The sequence below is a fragment of the Agrobacterium sp. T29 genome, assembly GCF_006970545.1.
Lineage (GTDB): Bacteria > Pseudomonadota > Alphaproteobacteria > Rhizobiales > Rhizobiaceae > Agrobacterium > Agrobacterium leguminum.
Genome location: NZ_CP040641.1, coordinates 2,043,672 through 2,061,488 on the forward strand (window position 1 = coordinate 2,043,672; position 17,817 = coordinate 2,061,488).

Annotated in this window: 15 protein-coding genes; 6 read left to right on the top strand and 9 right to left on the bottom strand. The window is 60.9% G+C overall.

The window, feature by feature from the left end; translation table 11 throughout:
* Positions 1-13 precede the first annotated feature (13 nt).
* Positions 14-1,465 (top strand): aldehyde dehydrogenase, encoded by a 1,452-nt coding sequence (locus FGF54_RS24405; RefSeq protein WP_142781453.1) that lies wholly within the window; start codon positions 14-16, stop codon positions 1,463-1,465.
* A 23-nt stretch (positions 1,466-1,488) separates the two neighbouring features.
* Here the strand turns inward: FGF54_RS24405 and FGF54_RS24410 are convergent, their stop codons facing one another.
* Positions 1,489-2,385, bottom strand: coding sequence for a LysR family transcriptional regulator (locus tag FGF54_RS24410; RefSeq protein ID WP_142781454.1), 897 nt, complete (start codon positions 2,383-2,385; stop codon positions 1,489-1,491).
* Between the two features lie 94 nt (positions 2,386-2,479).
* Between FGF54_RS24410 and FGF54_RS24415 the strand changes: the two genes are divergently transcribed.
* Entirely contained in the window at positions 2,480-3,433 is a 954-nt protein-coding gene (locus tag FGF54_RS24415) for a choline ABC transporter substrate-binding protein (protein WP_142781455.1), read from the top strand.
* A gap of 15 nt (positions 3,434-3,448) precedes the next feature.
* On the top strand, positions 3,449-4,963 hold the full coding sequence (gene betC, locus FGF54_RS24420; RefSeq protein WP_142781456.1) for a choline-sulfatase: 1,515 nt from the start codon (positions 3,449-3,451) through the stop codon (positions 4,961-4,963).
* Positions 4,964-4,978: 15 nt separating this feature from the next.
* Here the strand turns inward: betC and FGF54_RS24425 are convergent, their stop codons facing one another.
* From FGF54_RS24425 to FGF54_RS24450, 6 genes are read right to left on the bottom strand one after another with little or no spacing between them, the layout of a single operon-like run.
* Positions 4,979-5,869, bottom strand: a complete 891-nt coding sequence (locus FGF54_RS24425; protein ID WP_142781457.1) for a carbohydrate kinase family protein — start codon at positions 5,867-5,869, stop codon at positions 4,979-4,981.
* Complete coding sequence (locus FGF54_RS24430) at positions 5,866-6,906, bottom strand: ABC transporter ATP-binding protein (RefSeq protein WP_142781458.1); 1,041 nt, start codon at positions 6,904-6,906, stop codon at positions 5,866-5,868. Before FGF54_RS24430 ends, FGF54_RS24425 begins: the two co-directional genes overlap by 4 nt.
* Positions 6,906-8,420, bottom strand: a complete 1,515-nt coding sequence (gene argH, locus FGF54_RS24435) for an argininosuccinate lyase (protein WP_142781459.1) — start codon at positions 8,418-8,420, stop codon at positions 6,906-6,908. Before argH ends, FGF54_RS24430 begins: the two co-directional genes overlap by 1 nt.
* A gap of 4 nt (positions 8,421-8,424) precedes the next feature.
* Positions 8,425-9,267 (bottom strand): carbohydrate ABC transporter permease, encoded by an 843-nt coding sequence (locus tag FGF54_RS24440; RefSeq protein ID WP_142781460.1) that lies wholly within the window; start codon positions 9,265-9,267, stop codon positions 8,425-8,427.
* Positions 9,264-10,205, bottom strand: coding sequence for a carbohydrate ABC transporter permease (locus FGF54_RS24445; RefSeq protein WP_142781461.1), 942 nt, complete (start codon positions 10,203-10,205; stop codon positions 9,264-9,266). Before FGF54_RS24445 ends, FGF54_RS24440 begins: the two co-directional genes overlap by 4 nt.
* Positions 10,206-10,221: 16 nt before the next feature.
* The gene (locus tag FGF54_RS24450) at positions 10,222-11,487 is read right to left on the bottom strand and encodes an extracellular solute-binding protein (RefSeq protein WP_142781462.1); all 1,266 of its coding nucleotides are present in this window, start codon (positions 11,485-11,487) and stop codon (positions 10,222-10,224) included.
* A 242-nt stretch (positions 11,488-11,729) separates the two neighbouring features.
* On the opposite strand from FGF54_RS24450, the gene FGF54_RS24455 reads away from it, so the two are divergent.
* From FGF54_RS24455 to FGF54_RS24465, 3 genes are read left to right on the top strand one after another with little or no spacing between them, the layout of a single operon-like run.
* Positions 11,730-12,956, top strand: a complete 1,227-nt coding sequence (locus FGF54_RS24455) for an ROK family transcriptional regulator (protein ID WP_142781463.1) — start codon at positions 11,730-11,732, stop codon at positions 12,954-12,956.
* 19 nt (positions 12,957-12,975) lie between these two features.
* The gene (locus tag FGF54_RS24460; RefSeq protein ID WP_142781464.1) at positions 12,976-15,378 is read left to right on the top strand and encodes a PIG-L family deacetylase; all 2,403 of its coding nucleotides are present in this window, start codon (positions 12,976-12,978) and stop codon (positions 15,376-15,378) included.
* Positions 15,375-16,286 carry a DMT family transporter gene (locus FGF54_RS24465; RefSeq protein WP_142781465.1) on the top strand — a complete coding sequence of 304 codons (912 nt, stop codon included), beginning with the start codon at positions 15,375-15,377 and terminating at the stop codon, positions 16,284-16,286. The genes FGF54_RS24460 and FGF54_RS24465 overlap by 4 nt, the downstream gene beginning before the upstream one ends.
* 18 nt (positions 16,287-16,304) lie before the next feature.
* On the opposite strand, the gene FGF54_RS24470 is transcribed toward FGF54_RS24465, so the two are convergent.
* The gene (locus tag FGF54_RS24470) at positions 16,305-16,763 is read right to left on the bottom strand and encodes a hypothetical protein (protein WP_142781466.1); all 459 of its coding nucleotides are present in this window, start codon (positions 16,761-16,763) and stop codon (positions 16,305-16,307) included.
* 77 nt (positions 16,764-16,840) lie between these two features.
* Positions 16,841-17,728, bottom strand: coding sequence for an AraC family transcriptional regulator (locus FGF54_RS24475; RefSeq protein ID WP_142781467.1), 888 nt, complete (start codon positions 17,726-17,728; stop codon positions 16,841-16,843).
* Positions 17,729-17,817: the final 89 nt, after the last annotated feature.

Here is a 17,817-nt window from a genome sequence, read left to right on the forward strand (position 1 = left end):
CAGGAGGAAGACCATGCAGACAGTCAATCTTTTCATCGGCGGCGATCATTGCCCGGCCGCAAGCGGCAAGCGCTTCGAACGCAGCAACCCCATCACCGGCGATGTGGCGACCAGCGCGGCGGCTGCAACGGTGGAGGACGCTACCCGTGCGGCCGATGCCGCGGCCGCGGCCTTTCCCGTCTGGTCGGCAACCCCGCCCGGTGAACGCCGCCGCCTGCTCCTGGCTGCCGCGCAGGCGCTTCTCGCCGCCGGGCCTGATATCACCCAGGCGATGAAGGAAGAAATCGGCGCGACCGATGCCTGGGCCGGGTTCAACGTCAAACTGGCGAGCGACATGCTGGTGGAGGCGGCAAGCCTGACGACCCAGATCAAGGGCGAGATCATTCCCTCCAACCGTCCCGGAACCATGGCGATGGCGCTGCGTCAGCCGGCGGGCGTTGTGCTGTCCATCGCGCCGTGGAATGCGCCGGTCATTCTCGGCGTGCGCTCCATCGCCACGCCGCTTGCCTGCGGTAACACGGTTGTCATGAAGACCTCGGAACTTTGCCCGCGCACCCATGCACTGATCATCGAGGCGGTCGCTTCGGCGGGTCTGCCGAAGGGCGTGCTCAACGCCGTCTCCAACGCGCCGGAAGATGCCGCAAAGATCGTCGATACGCTGATCGCGCATCCCGCCGTCAGACGCGTGAATTTCACCGGCTCGACCCGCGTCGGCCGCGTGATTGCCGAAACGGCCGGCCGTTATCTGAAACCCGCTTTGCTGGAGCTTGGCGGCAAGGCGCCGTTCATCGTGCTCGACGATGCCGATATCGATGCGGCTGTCGCGGCTGCTGCCTTCGGCGCCTATATGAACCAGGGCCAGATCTGCATGTCGACGGAGCGCATCATCGTGCTCGACAGTGTCGCCGATGCATTTGTGGAGGCCTTCGCCAGAAAAGCTTCGAGCCTCACGGCCGGCGATCCGCGTGAGGGCAAAACACCGCTCGGCTCGCTGGTTAGCGCCGAAGCGACATCGCGCATTCGGGCGCTGGTGGATGACGCCGTTTCAAAGGGCGCGCGGCTGGTCGCGGGCGGCGGCGGCAATGGCACGATGGTGGATGCGATCGCCGTCGATGGCGTCACGCCCGCCATGCGGCTTTACGCCGAGGAAAGCTTCGGTCCCGTCGTCTCCATCATCCGGGCCGGCAGCATCGATGAGGCGGTGAGCATCGCCAACGAAACCGAGTTCGGCCTCTCCGCCGCGATTTTCGGCAGGGATCAGGCACGGGCGCTTTCGATTGCGGCGCGCATTGAAAGCGGCATTTGCCACATCAACGGCCCGACCGTTCACGATGAGGCGCAGATGCCTTTCGGCGGCGTCAAGGCCTCCGGTTACGGCCGTTTTGGCGGCACGGCGGGCATTGCGGAATTCACCGAGCTACGCTGGGTCACGCTGCAGGACGGGCCGCTGCATTATCCGATCTGAACCAATAGCGCTGGCGGGCGGCGTCATCGCCGCTCGTCGATCAGCCAGCCGGTGAGTTTTCTCACCGCGCTATCGCTGCTTTTCGGTCGCATCAGCCAGTAGCCGCGCCCCGGTGCGTCGAGGCTTGGGCCGGCCGTCACCAGCACGCCGGCCTCCAGCAACGGATCGACCAGCCCGGCCCAGCCGAGCGCGAAACCCTGCTCGCCAATGGTTGCCTGCACCACCATAGTGTAATTGTTGAAGCTGATGTCGCCGCCATCGTGGTCGGCCATTCTCTGCACGCCGAAATGCTTGAAATAGGCAGGCCAGTCGAACCAGTGCGCCTGCGAGGTGTTTTCGAGGTGGATGAGCTTCCGTCGCGAAAAATCCGCAACGGTTGCGGGCGCCGGTGTCTCGGCCAGCAGCGCCGGCGAGCAGACCGGTGTGACCTTTTCCGAGAGGAGCAGCACGGCCCCGTCGCCCGCTTCCTGCCGCGTGCCGAAAATAATCATCACGTCGCTGTCGTGTTTGCCCTGGCCGAGCGGGTCCTGCGTGGCGACGATCTGGATATTGATATCCGGATTGAGCGCGCGAAAGCCGTGCATGCGCGGGATGAGCCACAGGGACGAGAAGGCATAGTCCGTGTGCAGACGGATGGTCTGCCGTTCCTCCGTCCGGCGAAGCTGCTGCGCGAGAAGGTCAATGGCGTCGACATTGCGCGAGACGATCTCGAACAGCCTCTGACCCTCCGTCGTCAGTTCGATGCCGCGATGTCTGCGCTGAACGAGCGCCACACCCAGTTCCTCCTCCAGCCGGCGAATCTGATAGCTGACGGCCGGCTGCGTCAGCCGCAGGGATGCAGCCGCCGCCGTCAGGCTGCCGCGGCGGGCAACCTCGGTGAAAATACGCATCCATCCCAGATCGAGCGGCCTGTCTGACATTAAAATTCCTTATATCAACTATCGAAAAATACCCGCTTCACAGGCAAAAGCAACGTGGTGTTCAATAAATTGGATTGATAAAAGGGGAGCCGCAATGAAAACCATTTCTCATCTGCATCGCATCGCCGCCGGTCTCTTTCTGTCCGTGGTGGCCTTCTCCACCCCGCTTCAGGCGGCCGATGACGCGGCCTGCAAGACGATCCGCCTCAGCGATCCCGGCTGGACCGATATCACCGCCACCAATGGCGTCGCTTCCGTTTTGCTCGATGCCTTGGGTTATGAAGCCGACGTCAAGACACTGTCGGTACCGATCGGCTATCAGGCCATGAAAAACGGCGAAATCGACGTTTTCCTTGGCAACTGGATGCCGGCGCAGAAATCCTTCGTGGACGATCTGAATGCTGCCAAGGCGGCCGAGGTGATGACGAAGAACCTCGAGGGCGCCAAGTTCACATTGGCAGTACCGGCCTATATGGCGGAAAAGGGTGTCAAGGATTTCGCCGATCTGGCCAAACATGCCGATGAGTTCGAAAGCAAGATTTATGGCATCGAGCCGGGTGCACCGGCCAACCAGAATATCCAGAAGATCATCGACGCCAATGATTTCGGCCTGAAAGGCTGGCAGCTCGTCGAATCCGGTGAGCAGGCCATGCTGGCGCAGGTGGAACGGGCGGGCAGGGACAAGAAGGCCGTGGTCTTCCTCGCCTGGGCGCCGCATCCGATGAATGAGAAGATCGATATTGCTTATCTCTCCGGCGGTGACGCCTATTTCGGCCCGAATTTCGGCGGCGCGGAAGTCTATACGCTCGCCCGCACCGGCTGGCCGCAGCAATGCCCGAATGCGGCGACGCTGTTCAAAAACCTGAAATTCGATATCGGCATGGAAAATACCTTGATGGGCTCCATTCTCGGTGGCGAGGATTCAAAAGTGGCGGCGACGGCATGGCTGAAGGCCAATCCGAAAGCGCTGGATGGCTGGCTGCATGGTGTCACCACGCTGGACGGCAAGCCGGGTGCGGACGCCGTCAAAGGCAAGCTTGGCCTCTAAAATCGGAAAGTGGAAATGCCGCGTCCCAATATTCTGATCCTGATGGCCGACCAGTTCAACGGGACGTTTTTTCCCGACGGCCCGGCCGATTTTCTCCACGCACCCCATCTTAAAACACTGGCGAAGCGGTCCGTCCGCTTCGCCAACACCTATACGGCAAGCCCGCTCTGCGCGCCCGCCCGCGCCTCCTTCATGTCCGGGCAATTGCCGAGCCGCACGCGGGTTTACGACAACGCCGCCGAATTCGCTTCCGATATCCCGACCTATGCCCATCATCTGCGAGCGGCGGGTTATTACACCGGCCTTTCAGGCAAGATGCATTTCGTCGGGCCCGACCAGCTGCATGGCTTCGAGGAGCGCCTGACGACGGATATCTATCCCGCGGATTTCGGCTGGACGCCTGATTATACCAAGCCGGGTGAGCGCATCGACTGGTGGTATCACAATCTCGGTTCGGTCACCGGTGCGGGCGTCGCCGAAATCACCAACCAGATGGAATATGACGACGAGGTCGCCTATCACGCCACCCGCAAGCTCTACGATCTGTCGCGCCGCCTCGATGACCGGCCGTGGTGCCTGACGGTCAGCTTCACCCACCCGCACGACCCCTATGTGGCGCGGCGGAAATTCTGGGATCTTTACGAGGACTGCCCGGCGCTTGATCCGCAGACACCGGCGATTGCCTTCGATGAACAGGATCCGCATTCGAAACGGTTGCTGGAAGCCTGCGATCATGAGGCGTTCGAGATAACAAGCGAGCAGATACGCCGCGCACGGCGCGGTTACTTCGCCAATATCTCCTATATTGACGAAAAGATCGGCGAAATCCTCGAGGTTCTGAAGGCGACGCGGATGGAGGAGGATACGATCATCCTCTTCCTGTCCGACCATGGCGACATGCTGGGCGAGCGCGGGCTGTGGTTCAAGATGTGCTTCTTCGAGGGTTCCGCCCGCGTGCCCTTGATGATCGCCGCGCCTGGCTGGCAGCCGGCCCTGATCGACACGCCGGTCTCAACGCTCGATGTGACGCCGACGCTCTGCGGTCTGGCGGGGCTCGATATCACCTCGCTCAAACGCTGGACGGATGGTGAAGATCTGGCGGCGCTGGCGGCGGGAACTGGCGAGCGCGGCCCGGTGCCGATGGAATATGCCGCCGAAGGCTCGATAGCACCGCTCGTCGCCCTTCGCGACGGCCGCTACAAGCTGTCGGTCTGCGAGGCCGATCCGCCGTTGCTCTATGATATCGAGGCGGACCCCGAGGAACGCACGAACCTTGCTGGCGATCCCGCTTTCAGCGACGTTCTCTCATCGCTTTCCGCCGAGATTGGCCGGCGTTGGCAATTGCCGCTGTTCGACGCTGCCGTTCGCGAAAGTCAGGCGCGGCGCTGGGTGGTCTACAAGGCGCTGCGTAATGGCGCCTATTATCCGTGGGATTACCAGCCTTTGCAGAAAGCCTCCGAGCGCTATATGCGCAACCACATGGACCTCAACGTGCTGGAGGAAAACCAGCGTTATCCGCGCGGGGAATGAAGGGGGCAGGGCGGATCAGGGCGTGCGCACCTTGGGAGCGCCGCCTGCCGCCTGCACGGCAAGGCTTCCGGCTGCAACACCGGCCTCAAGGCAGAGCGTCTCTTCCTCTCGCCGCAGCCATGCATCGATGAAGCCGGCATTGAAGGCATCGCCCGCACCGGTCGTATCGACCACCGGGACTTTTTTCGCCGCCGCGTGATGGAAACCCGCTCGCGAGGAGACCCAGGCGCCCTGCGCGCCGCCCTTCAGGGCCACGACCGGAAACGCCCCGGACAAAGCGGTGAGAGCGGCTTCAGGGTTCGCATGGCCCGTGATCGCTTCGGCTTCTTCGAGGTTGGGCAAAAACACGTCGACGCCGGCACAGGCCCTGAGCAGACCCTTGTCATAGATCAGCGAAGCATCCCAGCTCGGATCGAGTGAGACGGACAGTCCACTATCCTTGGCGCGGGAGATGAGATCGGGGATTTCGTGCAGCGTGGCGAATTCGGCGATATGCAGATGGCGGGCCTTTTGCCAGCTAAAAGCGGCATCGAGGGTGGATGGCCGGGCGGCGCCGGCGCGGCGCGTCAGGAATGCGCGGTCATGACCAACCACCGTCGCAACGGTGACCTGCGGCCCCGCATCCGCCGAATGTTCCAGAAATTGCAGGTCCACACCGCTCTGCCGCATTTTTTCGCCGATGGCGCGTGAGAAGGTGTCGGTGCCGAGCCTTGCCAGCAGCGCGGCCGGGCGGCCGATATGGGCGAAATGGGCGGCGGCGATGAAAGCTCCGCCGCCGGCGGCGATTTCCATGTCGCTGGCAAACAGTTCCCGGCCGAGCACCGGCAATTCGTCAAGCCCGGTGAAAATGAGGTCGCAATAGATCCGGCCGATGCTGATGACGGCTGATTTTTCCGTTGTCATCATGCGCGGCCCAGAAGCTTTTCCGTTTTGGCGTCGAAAAGGTAAAGCGCGCCCGTTTCCGCCCGGCATTGCAGCTGGCTGCCGACGGCGGGAATGGATTTGCCCCTTGCTGTTGCGATTACGGAGGTGGTTGCCGTATCCAGATGGACCAGCGTTTCCGGGCCGAGCGGCTCCACCGCCGTTACCGTTCCCTCAAGCGAGAAGGCGTTCCGGGTGGCATCGGCTTCTCCAACAAGCAGATCATGGGGGCGAATGCCGATCAGCAGCTCGCCCGTGGTCGACGGCGCGACGCTGTTCGTCGTTCTGGTGCCGCGCAACAGGTTCATCGAGGGGCTGCCGATGAAACGCGCGGTGAAGACATCCACAGGCGTCTCGTAAAGTTCCGAAGGCGTGCCAACCTGCAGGATATGACCGTCCTTCATAACCACGATACGGTCCGCCATGGTCATGGCTTCCACCTGATCGTGGGTCACGTATACGGTAGTTGTCTTAAGACGCTGGTGCAAGCGCTTGATTTCAATGCGCATCTGCGATCTCAGTTGCGCGTCGAGATTGGAGAGAGGCTCATCGAAAAGAAAGGCTGCGGGATCGCGCACCATGGCGCGGCCGATGGCGACACGCTGCCGCTGACCACCGGATAAAGCCGCGGGCCGACGGTCCAGCAGTGCCTCCAGCCCCAGCACCCGCCCGGCCTCTTCGATGCGGCGGTTCTTTTCCGCCTTGTCGAGCTTCGATGTGTAGAGCCCGAAGCCGATATTCTGGCGAACCGTCATATGCGGGTAGATCGCATAGTTCTGGAAGACCATGGCGATGTTGCGTTGTTTCGGCTCTTTCTCGTTGACGACATTTCCGGCGATTTTCAGCGTGCCGTCGGAAATCTCCTCCAACCCGGCGATCATGCGCAGCGTGGTGGATTTGCCGCAGCCGGAGGGTCCGACGAAAACCACGAACTCGCCGTCTTCAATGGCAAGGTCGATGCCCTTGACCGCCTCCACCTTGCCGTAGCGCTTTACCAGTTGATTGAGTTCGATTGTCGCCATTATCGCGCTCCCGTCAGGGCGGTAAATTTCTCTGCCAGCTCGGCGGCTTTCGCCGCTTCGTAGTCGGCGGATCGTTGTGCTTCGGCCTCAAACGCACCGAGCTTGCCGCGATAGGCCGCAATCGCCTCCCGCATCGGTTCGGGGGCAGGGCCGCCAAAGCGGCTGCGAACGGCGACGAAGTGCTCCGGCGAAACGATCTGCCTGAACTTCTCCTCGTCAATGCCGGTGTCGCGCCCTGTCAGCTCATGGAAGGCCTTGCGGAACGGCTGGTAACCGTCATTCGGCAGATCGCCCTTCAGCACGACGACGCTTCTGGCGACGGTTGCGGCAATTTCATGGGCCTGTCGGAAAGACAGGTCCTCAATACGGACGAGCGAATCCGCCAGTTCCGTGATGGTGATGCAGGAACGGCGAATATTCTGCTCGACCCTTTCCGGGTCGATGCTGATCTTGCCGACGAGGCTGGCGAGGAGATCGAGCACCCGGCCGGCAGAAGTGAAAGCTTCGTAACCCATGCCCTGGGTCTCGCCCTCGCTGTCATTCATGTCGGTGAAGGGCGTGTTGTGCATCACGTCAAGTACGGTCCGCGCCCGGCCGAATGTCTGGCTGGCGAGGTGGCGCAGATGTTCGATCGGCACCGGGTTGCGCTTCTGCGGCATGATGGAGGAAATCTGCACCAGCGAATTCGGCACGTAGATCTGCCCGACTTCGAAGCTTGTCCAGAACTGGAAGTCCTGAATGAGCCGGCCGAGATGCAGGAACATCAGTTCGATCGCGCTATAGGTTGCCGTCGTATAGTCGACGGCGGCGATGCAGGAATAGGAATTGCGTAAGGGTGCGGCAAAGCCCAGCAATTCGGCGACACGCGCGCGATCAATGGGGAAACCCGAGGTGGTGATGGCAGCAGCCCCCATCGGCGAAAGATCGACGATACGGCGGGCCTCCGCGAAGCGGTCAATATCCCTGATCAACACCTCGATGGCGGCCGAGAGGTAATGGCCGAAGGTGGTGGGTTGGGCGGGCTGCCCATGCGTATAGGCCACGATCAGGGTGGATTGATTACGCTCGGCGGCATCGATCAGGGCTTTCAGCAGCACGCGCGCCTTGGCAGTGAGCGTATCGATCTTGTCCTTGAGGCCGATCTTGAACAGCGTGTGGTCGATGTCGTTGCGCGAACGGGCCGTGTGCAGGCGGCCGGCGACATCGACGCCGATGCGGGCTTTCAGTTCCTTTTCGATCAGGAAGAAAAAATCCTCGACCTCGCCGGTATAGACCAGCTCCGATGGCTCGATGGTCCTGTCGATGTCTTCGAGCGCGCCGGCGATCTTCGCCGCCGTGTCCGCATCGAGAATGCCGGTTTCCCGAAGCATGACGAGATGAGCGCGGTCGATGCGGCGGAAACCGTCCACATGGTGGTTCTTGGCGCCGTCGAACAGCGGGCGCAGCACGGTTTCCTTGTAGACGGGGTCGGGAAACTTGCTGGTATCCGACTGGCGCGGGTTCATATCGGCCATGATATTATCCTTTCAGACCCGCCAGCATCACACCGCGAACGATGTAGCGTTGCAGGACGATGAAGACGATAAGGGTGGGAATGGTCGCAATGGCAGCGCCCGTCATGATCATTTCCCACTGGATCTGCTGCTCCACCGCAAAGCTCGAAAGCCCGACCGGCAGCGTGTAAAGCTCCTTGCTTGTCGTGACGATCAGCGGCCAGAAAAATGCCGTCCAGTTGCCGAGGAAGGTGAAGATCGCCAATGCGGAAAGCGCCGGCGTCACCAGCGGCAGGGCGACTTTCCACCAGATCTGGAACTCGTTCAGACCGTCGACGCGTGCGGCCTCGATGAAGTCGTTCGGAACCGTCTCGAAGAACTGCTTCATCAGGAAGGTGCCGAAAGCCGTCATCATGCCGGGGAACATGATGCCCCAGTAGCTGTCGAGCCAGCCGAGCTGGCTGGACATCAGATACCACGGAATTACCAGCATTTCGGTCGGGATCATCAGCGTCGAGAGGATTGCGAGGAAGATGAAGTATCGACCACGGAACTCGAATTTCGCCAGCGTATAACCGACCAGACTGTCGAAGAAGCAGTTGGACACGGTGACGATGACCGCTACCAGCATCGAGTTGAAGAACCAGCGCAGAAAACGGCCGTCTGCCATGACGGTGATGTAGTTTGCGAGCGTCGGTGCAGCCGGAATGAGCCTGAGATCATAGACCTGGTCAGCCGTCTTGAACGACGTCGAGAACATGAAGAGCAGCGGTGAGACCATGATGAGACCGCCGATAAACAATATTGTCCAGGCGACGACGCGGCCGGGGCGGATGCGGGCGTGGGAGAGTGGCGGCGCTTCGCTCATTTCTTTTCCCTCAGGACCCAGAGCTGGATCAGCGATACGACGAGAAGAATGGTGAAAAGAACGACCGTCTGCGCGGCGGCATAACCCATCGCATAGGAATTGAACGCGGTCTGGTAGATCATCAGCACCAGCGGCTTGGTAGAGCCGAGCGGTCCGCCCGGATCATTGGTGGTCATGTTGTAGACCTGGTCGAAAATGCGCAGGAAGCCGATGGAGGAAAACACGACAAGGAAAACGGTGGTGGGTTTCAAAAGCGGCAGCGTGATCTTGCGCAGGATCGCCCATTCGCCGAGGCCGTCGATGCGCGCTGCTTCATAAAACGTTGTCGGAATGGAGCGCAGGCCGGCCATGAAGATGATGATCTGGAAACCGAGGCCCGCCCAGATGGCGGTTATCATGATCGAATAAAGCGCCTGATCGGTGGAGCGGATGAAAGGTTGCTGCGGAATGCCGAGAAGCCCGAGCACGTCGTTGATGATGCCGATGGGCGGCGGCTGATAAAACCAGCGCCAGACCCAGGCCATCGCGGCGGCCGTCGTCAGATAGGGCAGGAAATAGAGCGCGCGGATGAAGCCGTGCAGGATGCGTACCCGGTCGAGATAAAAGGCGATGACGAAAGCCAGAACGAGGCTGATCGGCGTGCCGATGATGAGATAGGTGAAGGTGTTCCTGAAGACCTTCCAGAATTGCGGGTCCTTGAACAGCTTCACATAATTGGCGATGCCGATGAACTTGGCCGGTCGCAGCAAATCCCAGTTGGTGAAGGACAGCCAGAAGGCCTGCAGCGTCGGGTAAAAACGAATGACGCTGTAAAACAGGATCGGGATCGCCAGAAAGCTCCAGATCCACAAGAGCCGTTTCGTGCGCATGGAAAGGCGATCTCCGAAGGAGCCGCCGGGGCGGCCGGATGCCGCCCGCTGTTGATCGATCGCTGTCATGTCGGACCTGCGGGTTTTAAGGTTTCGCCGCGTCGATGATTTCCTGCTCGGCCTCGGCGGCCTGCTTCACGGAATCCTCGACGGACTGGCCCTCGAGCAAGATCCGGTTCGTCATGTCGATGGCATTCTGCCGCTGGGCGGCTTCGTCCTTGAACAGGGTGGTATGGGCGTATTCGAGGCCCTTCAGGAAGGGCGCGTAGACCGGGTCCTTCAGGTTCTCTTCGGTCAGTGCCGCTGCGCGCCGCGCCGGCAGCTCGCCGACAGTCTTCAGCCAGATCGCCATGGCTTCCGGCGAGGAGATGTAAGCAAGGAATTTCTTGGAGGCTTCCAGTTCCTCGCCGCTCGTCTTGGCGCTGATGCCGTTTGCGAAATAGCTGGCATAGTTGGAGCGGATATTCTTGTCATTGGTGGGAAGCTCGGTCACGCCCCACTCGAAATCCTTGATGGTCCTGAAGGATCCCAGACGGAACGTGCCGTCGATGGTCATGCCCGCCTTGCCGGCGCGGAAGGCGGCCTGGCCTTCATCCATGAAGCCCACCTGACCTATCTTCTTCTCAAGCTGCAGGCTCGTATAGAACTTCAGGGCCTGAACGCCTGCTTCGCTGTTATAGGCGACCTTCTGGTCGTTGTCGGTGTAGGGCTCGCCGCCGAACTGGCGGACGAGAACCTCACGCCACCATTGATGGTCCTGTCCGCCCATGTCGAGCGTGGAGCCGGCAACGGTGAGGTTTCCGGCGGCATCGTGCTTGGCGATCTTTTCCGCAGCGGCAACAAACTCATCCAGCGTTTTCGGCGGATTGGCGGGATCGAGGCCGGCTTCGGTGAAGAGCTTCTTGTTGTAGAAGAGCGCCAGCGAGCGAACCGCCGTCGGCAGGCCGTAATAATCGTCGCCGCGCTTCATGGCGCTGACGATGGGGAAAAATTCACTTTCAATCTTGTCATGCGGGAAAGCATCGGTCGGCAACGGTTGCAAGATGCCGCCGGCTGCGAATTTATCCAGCCAGCCGTAGAAGAGCTGCATCACGTCCGGGCCTTTGCCGGAAAGATTGGCGGCGATGACGCGCGTCTGGTAATCGGCGTAGGGGAAGGTCACCTGCTTGACGGTGATATCAGGATTGGCCTTCTGGAATTCCGCGATCAGCTCGTCCATGGCCTTCACGCGTGTATCGAAGACATATTGCCAATATTCGATTTCAACCGCCTGCGCGGCGTTGAATGCGAATGTGCTGAAACCGGCGACCAAGCCGGCGAACAGAGTTGCCCTGCGCATGTAAGCCTCCATTTCCTCCGTCCGGTCTTCCGGATGCGGAGCGATCGTTCCCTTTATCCGCGCTTTCGCGCGCGCTCATCGATTTGCCGGCAGCGGAGTTTCCTCTTCCGCCCCATGCAAGCCTGACCCCCGGTCGCTCTCTACGGTTCTCTGAAGGCACGCATTTGTCAATAAGATAATTTACTTGAATTATTATATTGCGCTTATCGTCAATTCGACGCTATGAATTTTCCAAGAGACGGGAAGTTGAAGAGATGACGGTGCACACGGTGGACGCTTATCCCGTAGCAATCGGAAAAAATCCTGAGCGGAGCCGCGAACACAACAGGCGAGTCGTGCTCGACATCGTCCGGCGGCACGGGTCGCTCGGTCGCGCCCAGATCGCCAAGATCACACATCTGACACCGCAGGCGGTCGCCAATATCGTCGACGAGTTGATGGGCGAGGAATTGCTGAAGGAACTCGGCCGCCGCCGCACCGGCAGGGGCCAGCCGCCGATCCAGTTCGCCGTTAACCCGGATGGCGGGGCGACTATCGGTGTGGAAATCGCCGCCGACCATATGGTCACCGTCGGTCTCGATCTTGCCGGCGTGTTGCGTACCCATCGTGTTACTCCCCTCAAGGACACGACGCCGGACGCCATATTCAAGACCTTTGCCGCCGAACATGCCGCTGTTGCGAAAAATCTCGGCTGCAGGCTGCTCGGCACCGGGGTTGTCATGCCCGGTCCCTTCGAGATCGACGGCATGACTTCCGTCGGACCGACGACGCTTTCCGGCTGGGGTGGCATCGATGCCCGGCAGATGCTGGGGGAAGCCTGCGGTCAGCAGGTCGTGGTGGAGAACGATGCGACGGCCGCAGCGGTCGGGGAACGGCTGTTCGGTGCGGGGCTGGCCATCCCGAATTTCTGCATGATCTATTTCGGCGTCGGTATCGGCCTCGGCATCATTCAGGACGGATCGCCCTATCGCGGCGCGTTTGGAAATGCCGGCGAAATCGGGCATGTGACCGTCTCGCCGAAGGGAAGGCCTTGCCCCTCCTGCGGGCAGAGAGGTTGCCTCGAAGCCTATGCCTCGGTTTACGTGCTGAAGGAAAAACTTGTCTGCGCCGGTGTCGTGGATACGGAGCTTGACGATCTGGAAGCCCTGTTCAAAGCGGGCAATCCAGTGGTGATGGAATGGATCGAGGATGCCGCCGCCCATCTGGCGCCCATGGTTGCCATGCTCGAGAATATTCTCGATCCCCAGACGGTCATTCTCGGCGGTGCGCTGCCTGAAATCGTCATCAGCGAAATCATTGCGCGGATGGGGCCTTTGCCAACCTCGGTCGCGAGCCGACGGCAGCGGGAACTGCCGCGTGTCATCCACGGCAAGTCCGGCCAATTGACCGCCGCACTCGGTGCCGCCGCCTTGCCGCTGTTCGACATCGTCACGCCAAAACTCGAGACATCCATGGGAGCCGCAGCGCAGGCACCCGGCTGAATATTGGAGGAGACCGCCCATGCTTAACCCCCGGGAGCGCATCGAACGGCAGATGGCCGATCCGTGGCTCGTCCGCCTGCACCGCAAGCTGAGCGCGCTGAAATCAACCGTCACCGTTATGCATACTGGCGCACACCCGGACGACGAGCAGAACGGACTTCTGGCCTATTTCCGCATGGAACTCGGCATGCGGATCATCATCGCCTGCTCGACGCGTGGCGAGGGCGGGCAGAATGCGCTGGGGCCTGAGCGGCTCGGCGCGCTTGGCGTCATCCGGTCGCGCGAGCTGGAGGAGGCCGCTCGCGTCATCGATGCTGATATCAGCTGGCTCGGCCATGGCCCGGCGGATGTCATCCACGACTTCGGTTTTTCCAAGGATGGCGACCAGACCTTTAACCGCTGGGGGCAGCAACGCATCGTCGAGCGGCTGGTGCGCGCCTACCGCAAGGAACGTCCGGATATCGTCATTCCGACCTTTCTCGACGTGCCGGGACAGCACGGGCACCACCGCGCCATGACGCGGGCGGCAAAGAGCGCCATCGCGCTCGCGGCCGATCCCGCCGCCTATCCCGAGCATTTCGCCGAGGGGTTGAGACCTTGGAAAGTAGCGAAGTTCTATCTTCCCGCCTGGTCGGGCGGTGGCGATACCTATGATGACGAAGTGCCGCCGCCGGAAACGACGCTGACGATCAATGTTCCGGGCAGGGAGCAGGCCACCGGTGCGCAATATGACCGCATCGGCGAATGGTCGCGTTATTATCACGCCTCGCAGGGAATGGGGCATTGGCCGCAGCGGGCGCAGGAGGTCTGGCCGCTGCATCTCGAACTCTCGGATGCCGTCAGTGGAGAGGAAAGCTCGATCCTCGACAGGTTGCCGTCTTCACTCACCGACCTTGCGACTTTTCCGGGGCTGGATGCCGGACTGGCAAAGGCGCTGGTCAAGGCCGAACAGGCAATAACCGAAGCAATCGCGGTATTTCCCGACAGGCAGCGGATCACGGCGTCACTTCTTGCGGCGGCGGCTCTTTTGCAGATGGTTGACGAGGCCGCAGCTGCGGATTTCAGGGAGCTGCACGGGCATCGGATCGCGCGCAAGCGGGCGCAGGTCGACGCCGCTATCCTGACGGCGCTCGATGTTTTCGAGCGGGCCTATGCCGAGCCGGCGGAGATCGTTCCGGGCGGGACATCGTTTCTTTCCGTGGAGCTTTCAGACAAGGTGGCTGAATTTGATGTCGAGGTCACGCCGGTCCTTCCATCGGGTGTCTCGTCGTCCGTTCAGTCGCGTGGTGAGACGCTGGTTTTTTCGCTCGCCGCCGATCAGGATGCTGCTGTTTCGGGGCTTTACCAGCCCGACTGGAAAGCCTTAGGCGGCAATGGCCATGCCTCTGTGTTACTTTCCGCAACGGTTGGAGGCAGAAAGGTCTCGGCCGCCTTCGATCTGGAGGAGCCGTTTTTCGTGACGCCCGCGCAGTCGCTGACGATAGCGCCCGATGCCCTTCTGGTGCCGCTTGGACAGGGGCAGGACGCCCATGTCTTTCAGGCGCATATAAAGGGTGCCGATGCGCCGCTGTCGTTCAGGAATACGGGCGGCTGGAACCTGCGCAAGCGCGGTGGCGACTGGATTGCCGAACGTACTGGCGATGCGAAGGCGGGCCTTGCCCAGATCGAAGCGCTTGTCGGTTCGCAACCGGCTTTCCAGATCACGCCCATCGCTTATCCGCATATCGGCAGGGCAAGGTTTCTGGCGCCTTCCGTTTTGAAAATCCTGTCACTGGACCTCAAACTGCCCGAGGGCGCGCGCGTCGGTTATGTCGGTGGCGGCGCCGACAGGGTGGGTCTCTGGCTTTCGCGCATGGGCCTCGATGTCACCGAACTCGATGCTCAGGCGTTTGGCGGCGACCTGTCGTCCTTCACGACGATCGTTATCGGCATCTTTGCTTTCGGCATCCGCAGGGATCTGGCTGCGGCAACAGAAAAGCTTCATCGTTTCGTTGAAGATGGCGGCCATCTCGTCACGCTCTATCATCGGCCGACCGATGGATGGAACCCGGAGACGACGCCTGTGAGGCGGCTTGAGGTCGGCAAGCCTTCCTTGCGCTGGCGGGTGACCGACCCGCGGGCGGAGGTGACGGTGCTGACGCCCGAACATCCGTTGCTTGTCGGCCCCAACAGGATCGATGCCGCCGACTGGGCAGGGTGGGACAAGGAACGCGGACTCTATTTCGCCTCACGCTGGGATGATGTCTACGAGCCGTTACTTGCGATGCATGATGTCGATGAGCAGCCGCTCAAGGGCGCGCTGGTCTCCGGTATCATAGGCAAGGGCCGTCACACCCATACAAGCCTCGTGCTGCATCACCAGATGGACAAGCTTGTGCCGGGGGCCTTCCGCCTCATAGCCAACCTTGTGCAGCCGGCGTGAATGGCGACGGAAAGAGCGAAAGTCTGGAAAATCCGCGCGACGCCAATGCCCGCGCGGGCATTGGCTGGCTGCTTATGGATATGGCCCTCGTTTCGGGTGGAATGACCGCGCTCGTCAAGGCGCAGGGCGTTACCTATCCAGCTTTCCAGCTCGTCTTCATAAGGGCGATGATCGGTCTGCTCTTCATTCTGCCCCTCATCTGGCGGCACCGAATGGAAATGGTGCGTGTCCGATATCCCTGGCGCAATATTTTCCGGATCTGCTGTAACGCCATTGCGCTCACCAGCAATTTTATCGCCATCACCCTTCTGCCGCTTGCCACCGTCAACGCTGTCGGTTTTTCGCGGCCGTTGGTGACGATGGCGATGGCCGTTGCCATTTTGGGAGAAAAAGTGAGCCGATATCGCTGGGCGGGGGCGTGTCTGGCCTTTGTCGGCGTTCTGATCGTCATCGGGCCGGGCGGCGCGGCATTCAATGCGGGGGTGCTGGTTGTCCTCGTCTCGGTGGTGTTTGGTGCTCTTGCGGTGATCCAGACCCGGGCGCTGCGGCAGGAAAACACCACGGTGATGATGGTGTTCTATACGGTCGGCCTTGCCCTCATCACCGCCGTTCCGGCGATCTGGACATGGAAGCCGGTCGCGCCGCTCGACTGGGGGCCGTTGCTCGCCATCGGCCTGCTGGCGCAACTGGGGCAATATTGCTTCCTGCGGGCCTATCGCATTGCCGATGCCAGTGTCCTTGCACCCGTTGGCTATTTATCGATCCTGTTCGTGACCGCTGTTGGATATTTCCTGTTTGACGAGGTGCCGGAGGCCCGTGTGGTGGTCGGTATCGTCATTATTCTCGTTGCCTTGCAGTTAACTGCCCTTGCGGAATATCTCCTGAAAAGGCTGCGCCGCAAACGGTGACGGAGCGCTCTGCCTCTATTACGCAAGAAGCCGGAGCCTGACCCAGTTCAGTGCCGCAAGTTTGAAGCGATCGTAAAACGACCGCGCGAAACGCACATAGCGCATGATCCATGCGAGCCAGGGATAGGTGAGGAGCTTTTCCCGTCCAGCGTGATAAATGCGCTCGACGATCAGGAATGTCGCGAGATGGGCAAAGACCGTCAGAACCAGCCCCACCTTGACGGCGCCATGGGCAATGAGGACGAGACCGATGATCTTCATGGGTTCCGCGATGGCGAAGGGCACCGCAAGGCAAAGGAGAATGGCAAGACGCGGCAATCGCGCGATCCGGCTTTCCAGTCGCTTGATGAATGTCAGCCCGGATATGGCCCTGATGACGGGCCGGTAGAGCGGGCGGAAAATGCCGTCGAGGATCAGGGCGAAAACGATGATCGCCCGAAGCGGAAAGACGAGGATCGTCCGGATTATGCTCTTCACCTCGGCGGGTCTCCAAAAAGGGCGCAACGCCCATCCTTAATCGCCTGAAACATGTCAAAACGAAGTCGTTTTGTCGTTCAGCCTTGCCGCACGCTCGCATACATGCCGGTGGTGCGGAATTCGCTCGGATTGGTGCCGTAGAGTCTGCGAAAGACCTTGGAGAAATAGTTCGGATCCTCGAAACCGCACAGCACCGACACTTCCTTGATGGGAAGGTTGGCCGCCGAGGTCAGAAGCTTCGCCGCCCGCCGCAGGCGTCGCTGCAGCACGAATTCCGCTGGCGAAAGGCCTTCGCTTGCTGCGAAGATGCGGGAAAAATGCGCGCGGCTGAGGCCTGCCACCGCCGCAAGGTCGCTGACCGAAAGCCGTTCGCCGAGATGGCTGTCTATGTAGCTCAGCACCTGCTGCATGGTGCGATATTCGCCGCCGAAAGAAGGATGGGAACCGAAGACATCGTCATAAAGCGTCATCGCCGCCTCATAAGCGACGGCTGAGGCGGCGCCTGGCGTTTCCGCGCCATTGACGAGGCGTGAGCAGCATTCCGCGAGATGATCCACCGTCTCGGGCTGGAGTTTGAGGATCGGGCCGGTGACGGAGAGGATATTGCGGTGAATGCGCAGGGCTTCCTCGCCATTCATGGAAATCCAGAAGAACTCCCATTCTCTGCCTTCTTCCAGCCAGTAGCGGTGATTGTGCGGTATGAGCAGCAGCAGGGTTTCGCCCGGCCTCACCACATAATGGCGGTTCTCGTAACGCAGGTTGCCCTGTCCGGCGATGCAATATTGCAGCACGGTGAACGGCGTCTGGCCGCGTTTGCGCCCGTCCCAGTCGTAATTGCCGCCACGGCGGATTTCATAACCGCTGCTGGTCGGCATGGTGTGCAGCGTCTGGCGGCCGCGCGGCAGCGAGACCGTTCGCATGCCGGGTCCCTGATCGATCAAATCTCGCAGCACAAAATTACCCATGAAAGCATAATCCTTCTCTGGTCCTCACCGATATTATACGCATAATCCCGATCCGAGGAGACAGCCAGCAGGATATTGTTGCTGAAAAA

Coding starts and splice junctions, on each gene's coding strand:
- FGF54_RS24405 (WP_142781453.1), top strand. CDS start 14: ATGCAGACAGTCAATCTTTTCATCGGCGGCGATCATTGCCCGGCCGCA.
- FGF54_RS24410 (WP_142781454.1), bottom strand. CDS start 2,385: ATGTCAGACAGGCCGCTCGATCTGGGATGGATGCGTATTTTCACCGAG.
- FGF54_RS24415 (WP_142781455.1), top strand. CDS start 2,480: ATGAAAACCATTTCTCATCTGCATCGCATCGCCGCCGGTCTCTTTCTG.
- betC (WP_142781456.1), top strand. CDS start 3,449: ATGCCGCGTCCCAATATTCTGATCCTGATGGCCGACCAGTTCAACGGG.
- FGF54_RS24425 (WP_142781457.1), bottom strand. CDS start 5,869: ATGATGACAACGGAAAAATCAGCCGTCATCAGCATCGGCCGGATCTAT.
- FGF54_RS24430 (WP_142781458.1), bottom strand. CDS start 6,906: ATGGCGACAATCGAACTCAATCAACTGGTAAAGCGCTACGGCAAGGTG.
- argH (WP_142781459.1), bottom strand. CDS start 8,420: ATGGCCGATATGAACCCGCGCCAGTCGGATACCAGCAAGTTTCCCGAC.
- FGF54_RS24440 (WP_142781460.1), bottom strand. CDS start 9,267: ATGAGCGAAGCGCCGCCACTCTCCCACGCCCGCATCCGCCCCGGCCGC.
- FGF54_RS24445 (WP_142781461.1), bottom strand. CDS start 10,205: ATGACAGCGATCGATCAACAGCGGGCGGCATCCGGCCGCCCCGGCGGC.
- FGF54_RS24450 (WP_142781462.1), bottom strand. CDS start 11,487: ATGGAGGCTTACATGCGCAGGGCAACTCTGTTCGCCGGCTTGGTCGCC.
- FGF54_RS24455 (WP_142781463.1), top strand. CDS start 11,730: ATGACGGTGCACACGGTGGACGCTTATCCCGTAGCAATCGGAAAAAAT.
- FGF54_RS24460 (WP_142781464.1), top strand. CDS start 12,976: ATGCTTAACCCCCGGGAGCGCATCGAACGGCAGATGGCCGATCCGTGG.
- FGF54_RS24475 (WP_142781467.1), bottom strand. CDS start 17,728: ATGGGTAATTTTGTGCTGCGAGATTTGATCGATCAGGGACCCGGCATG.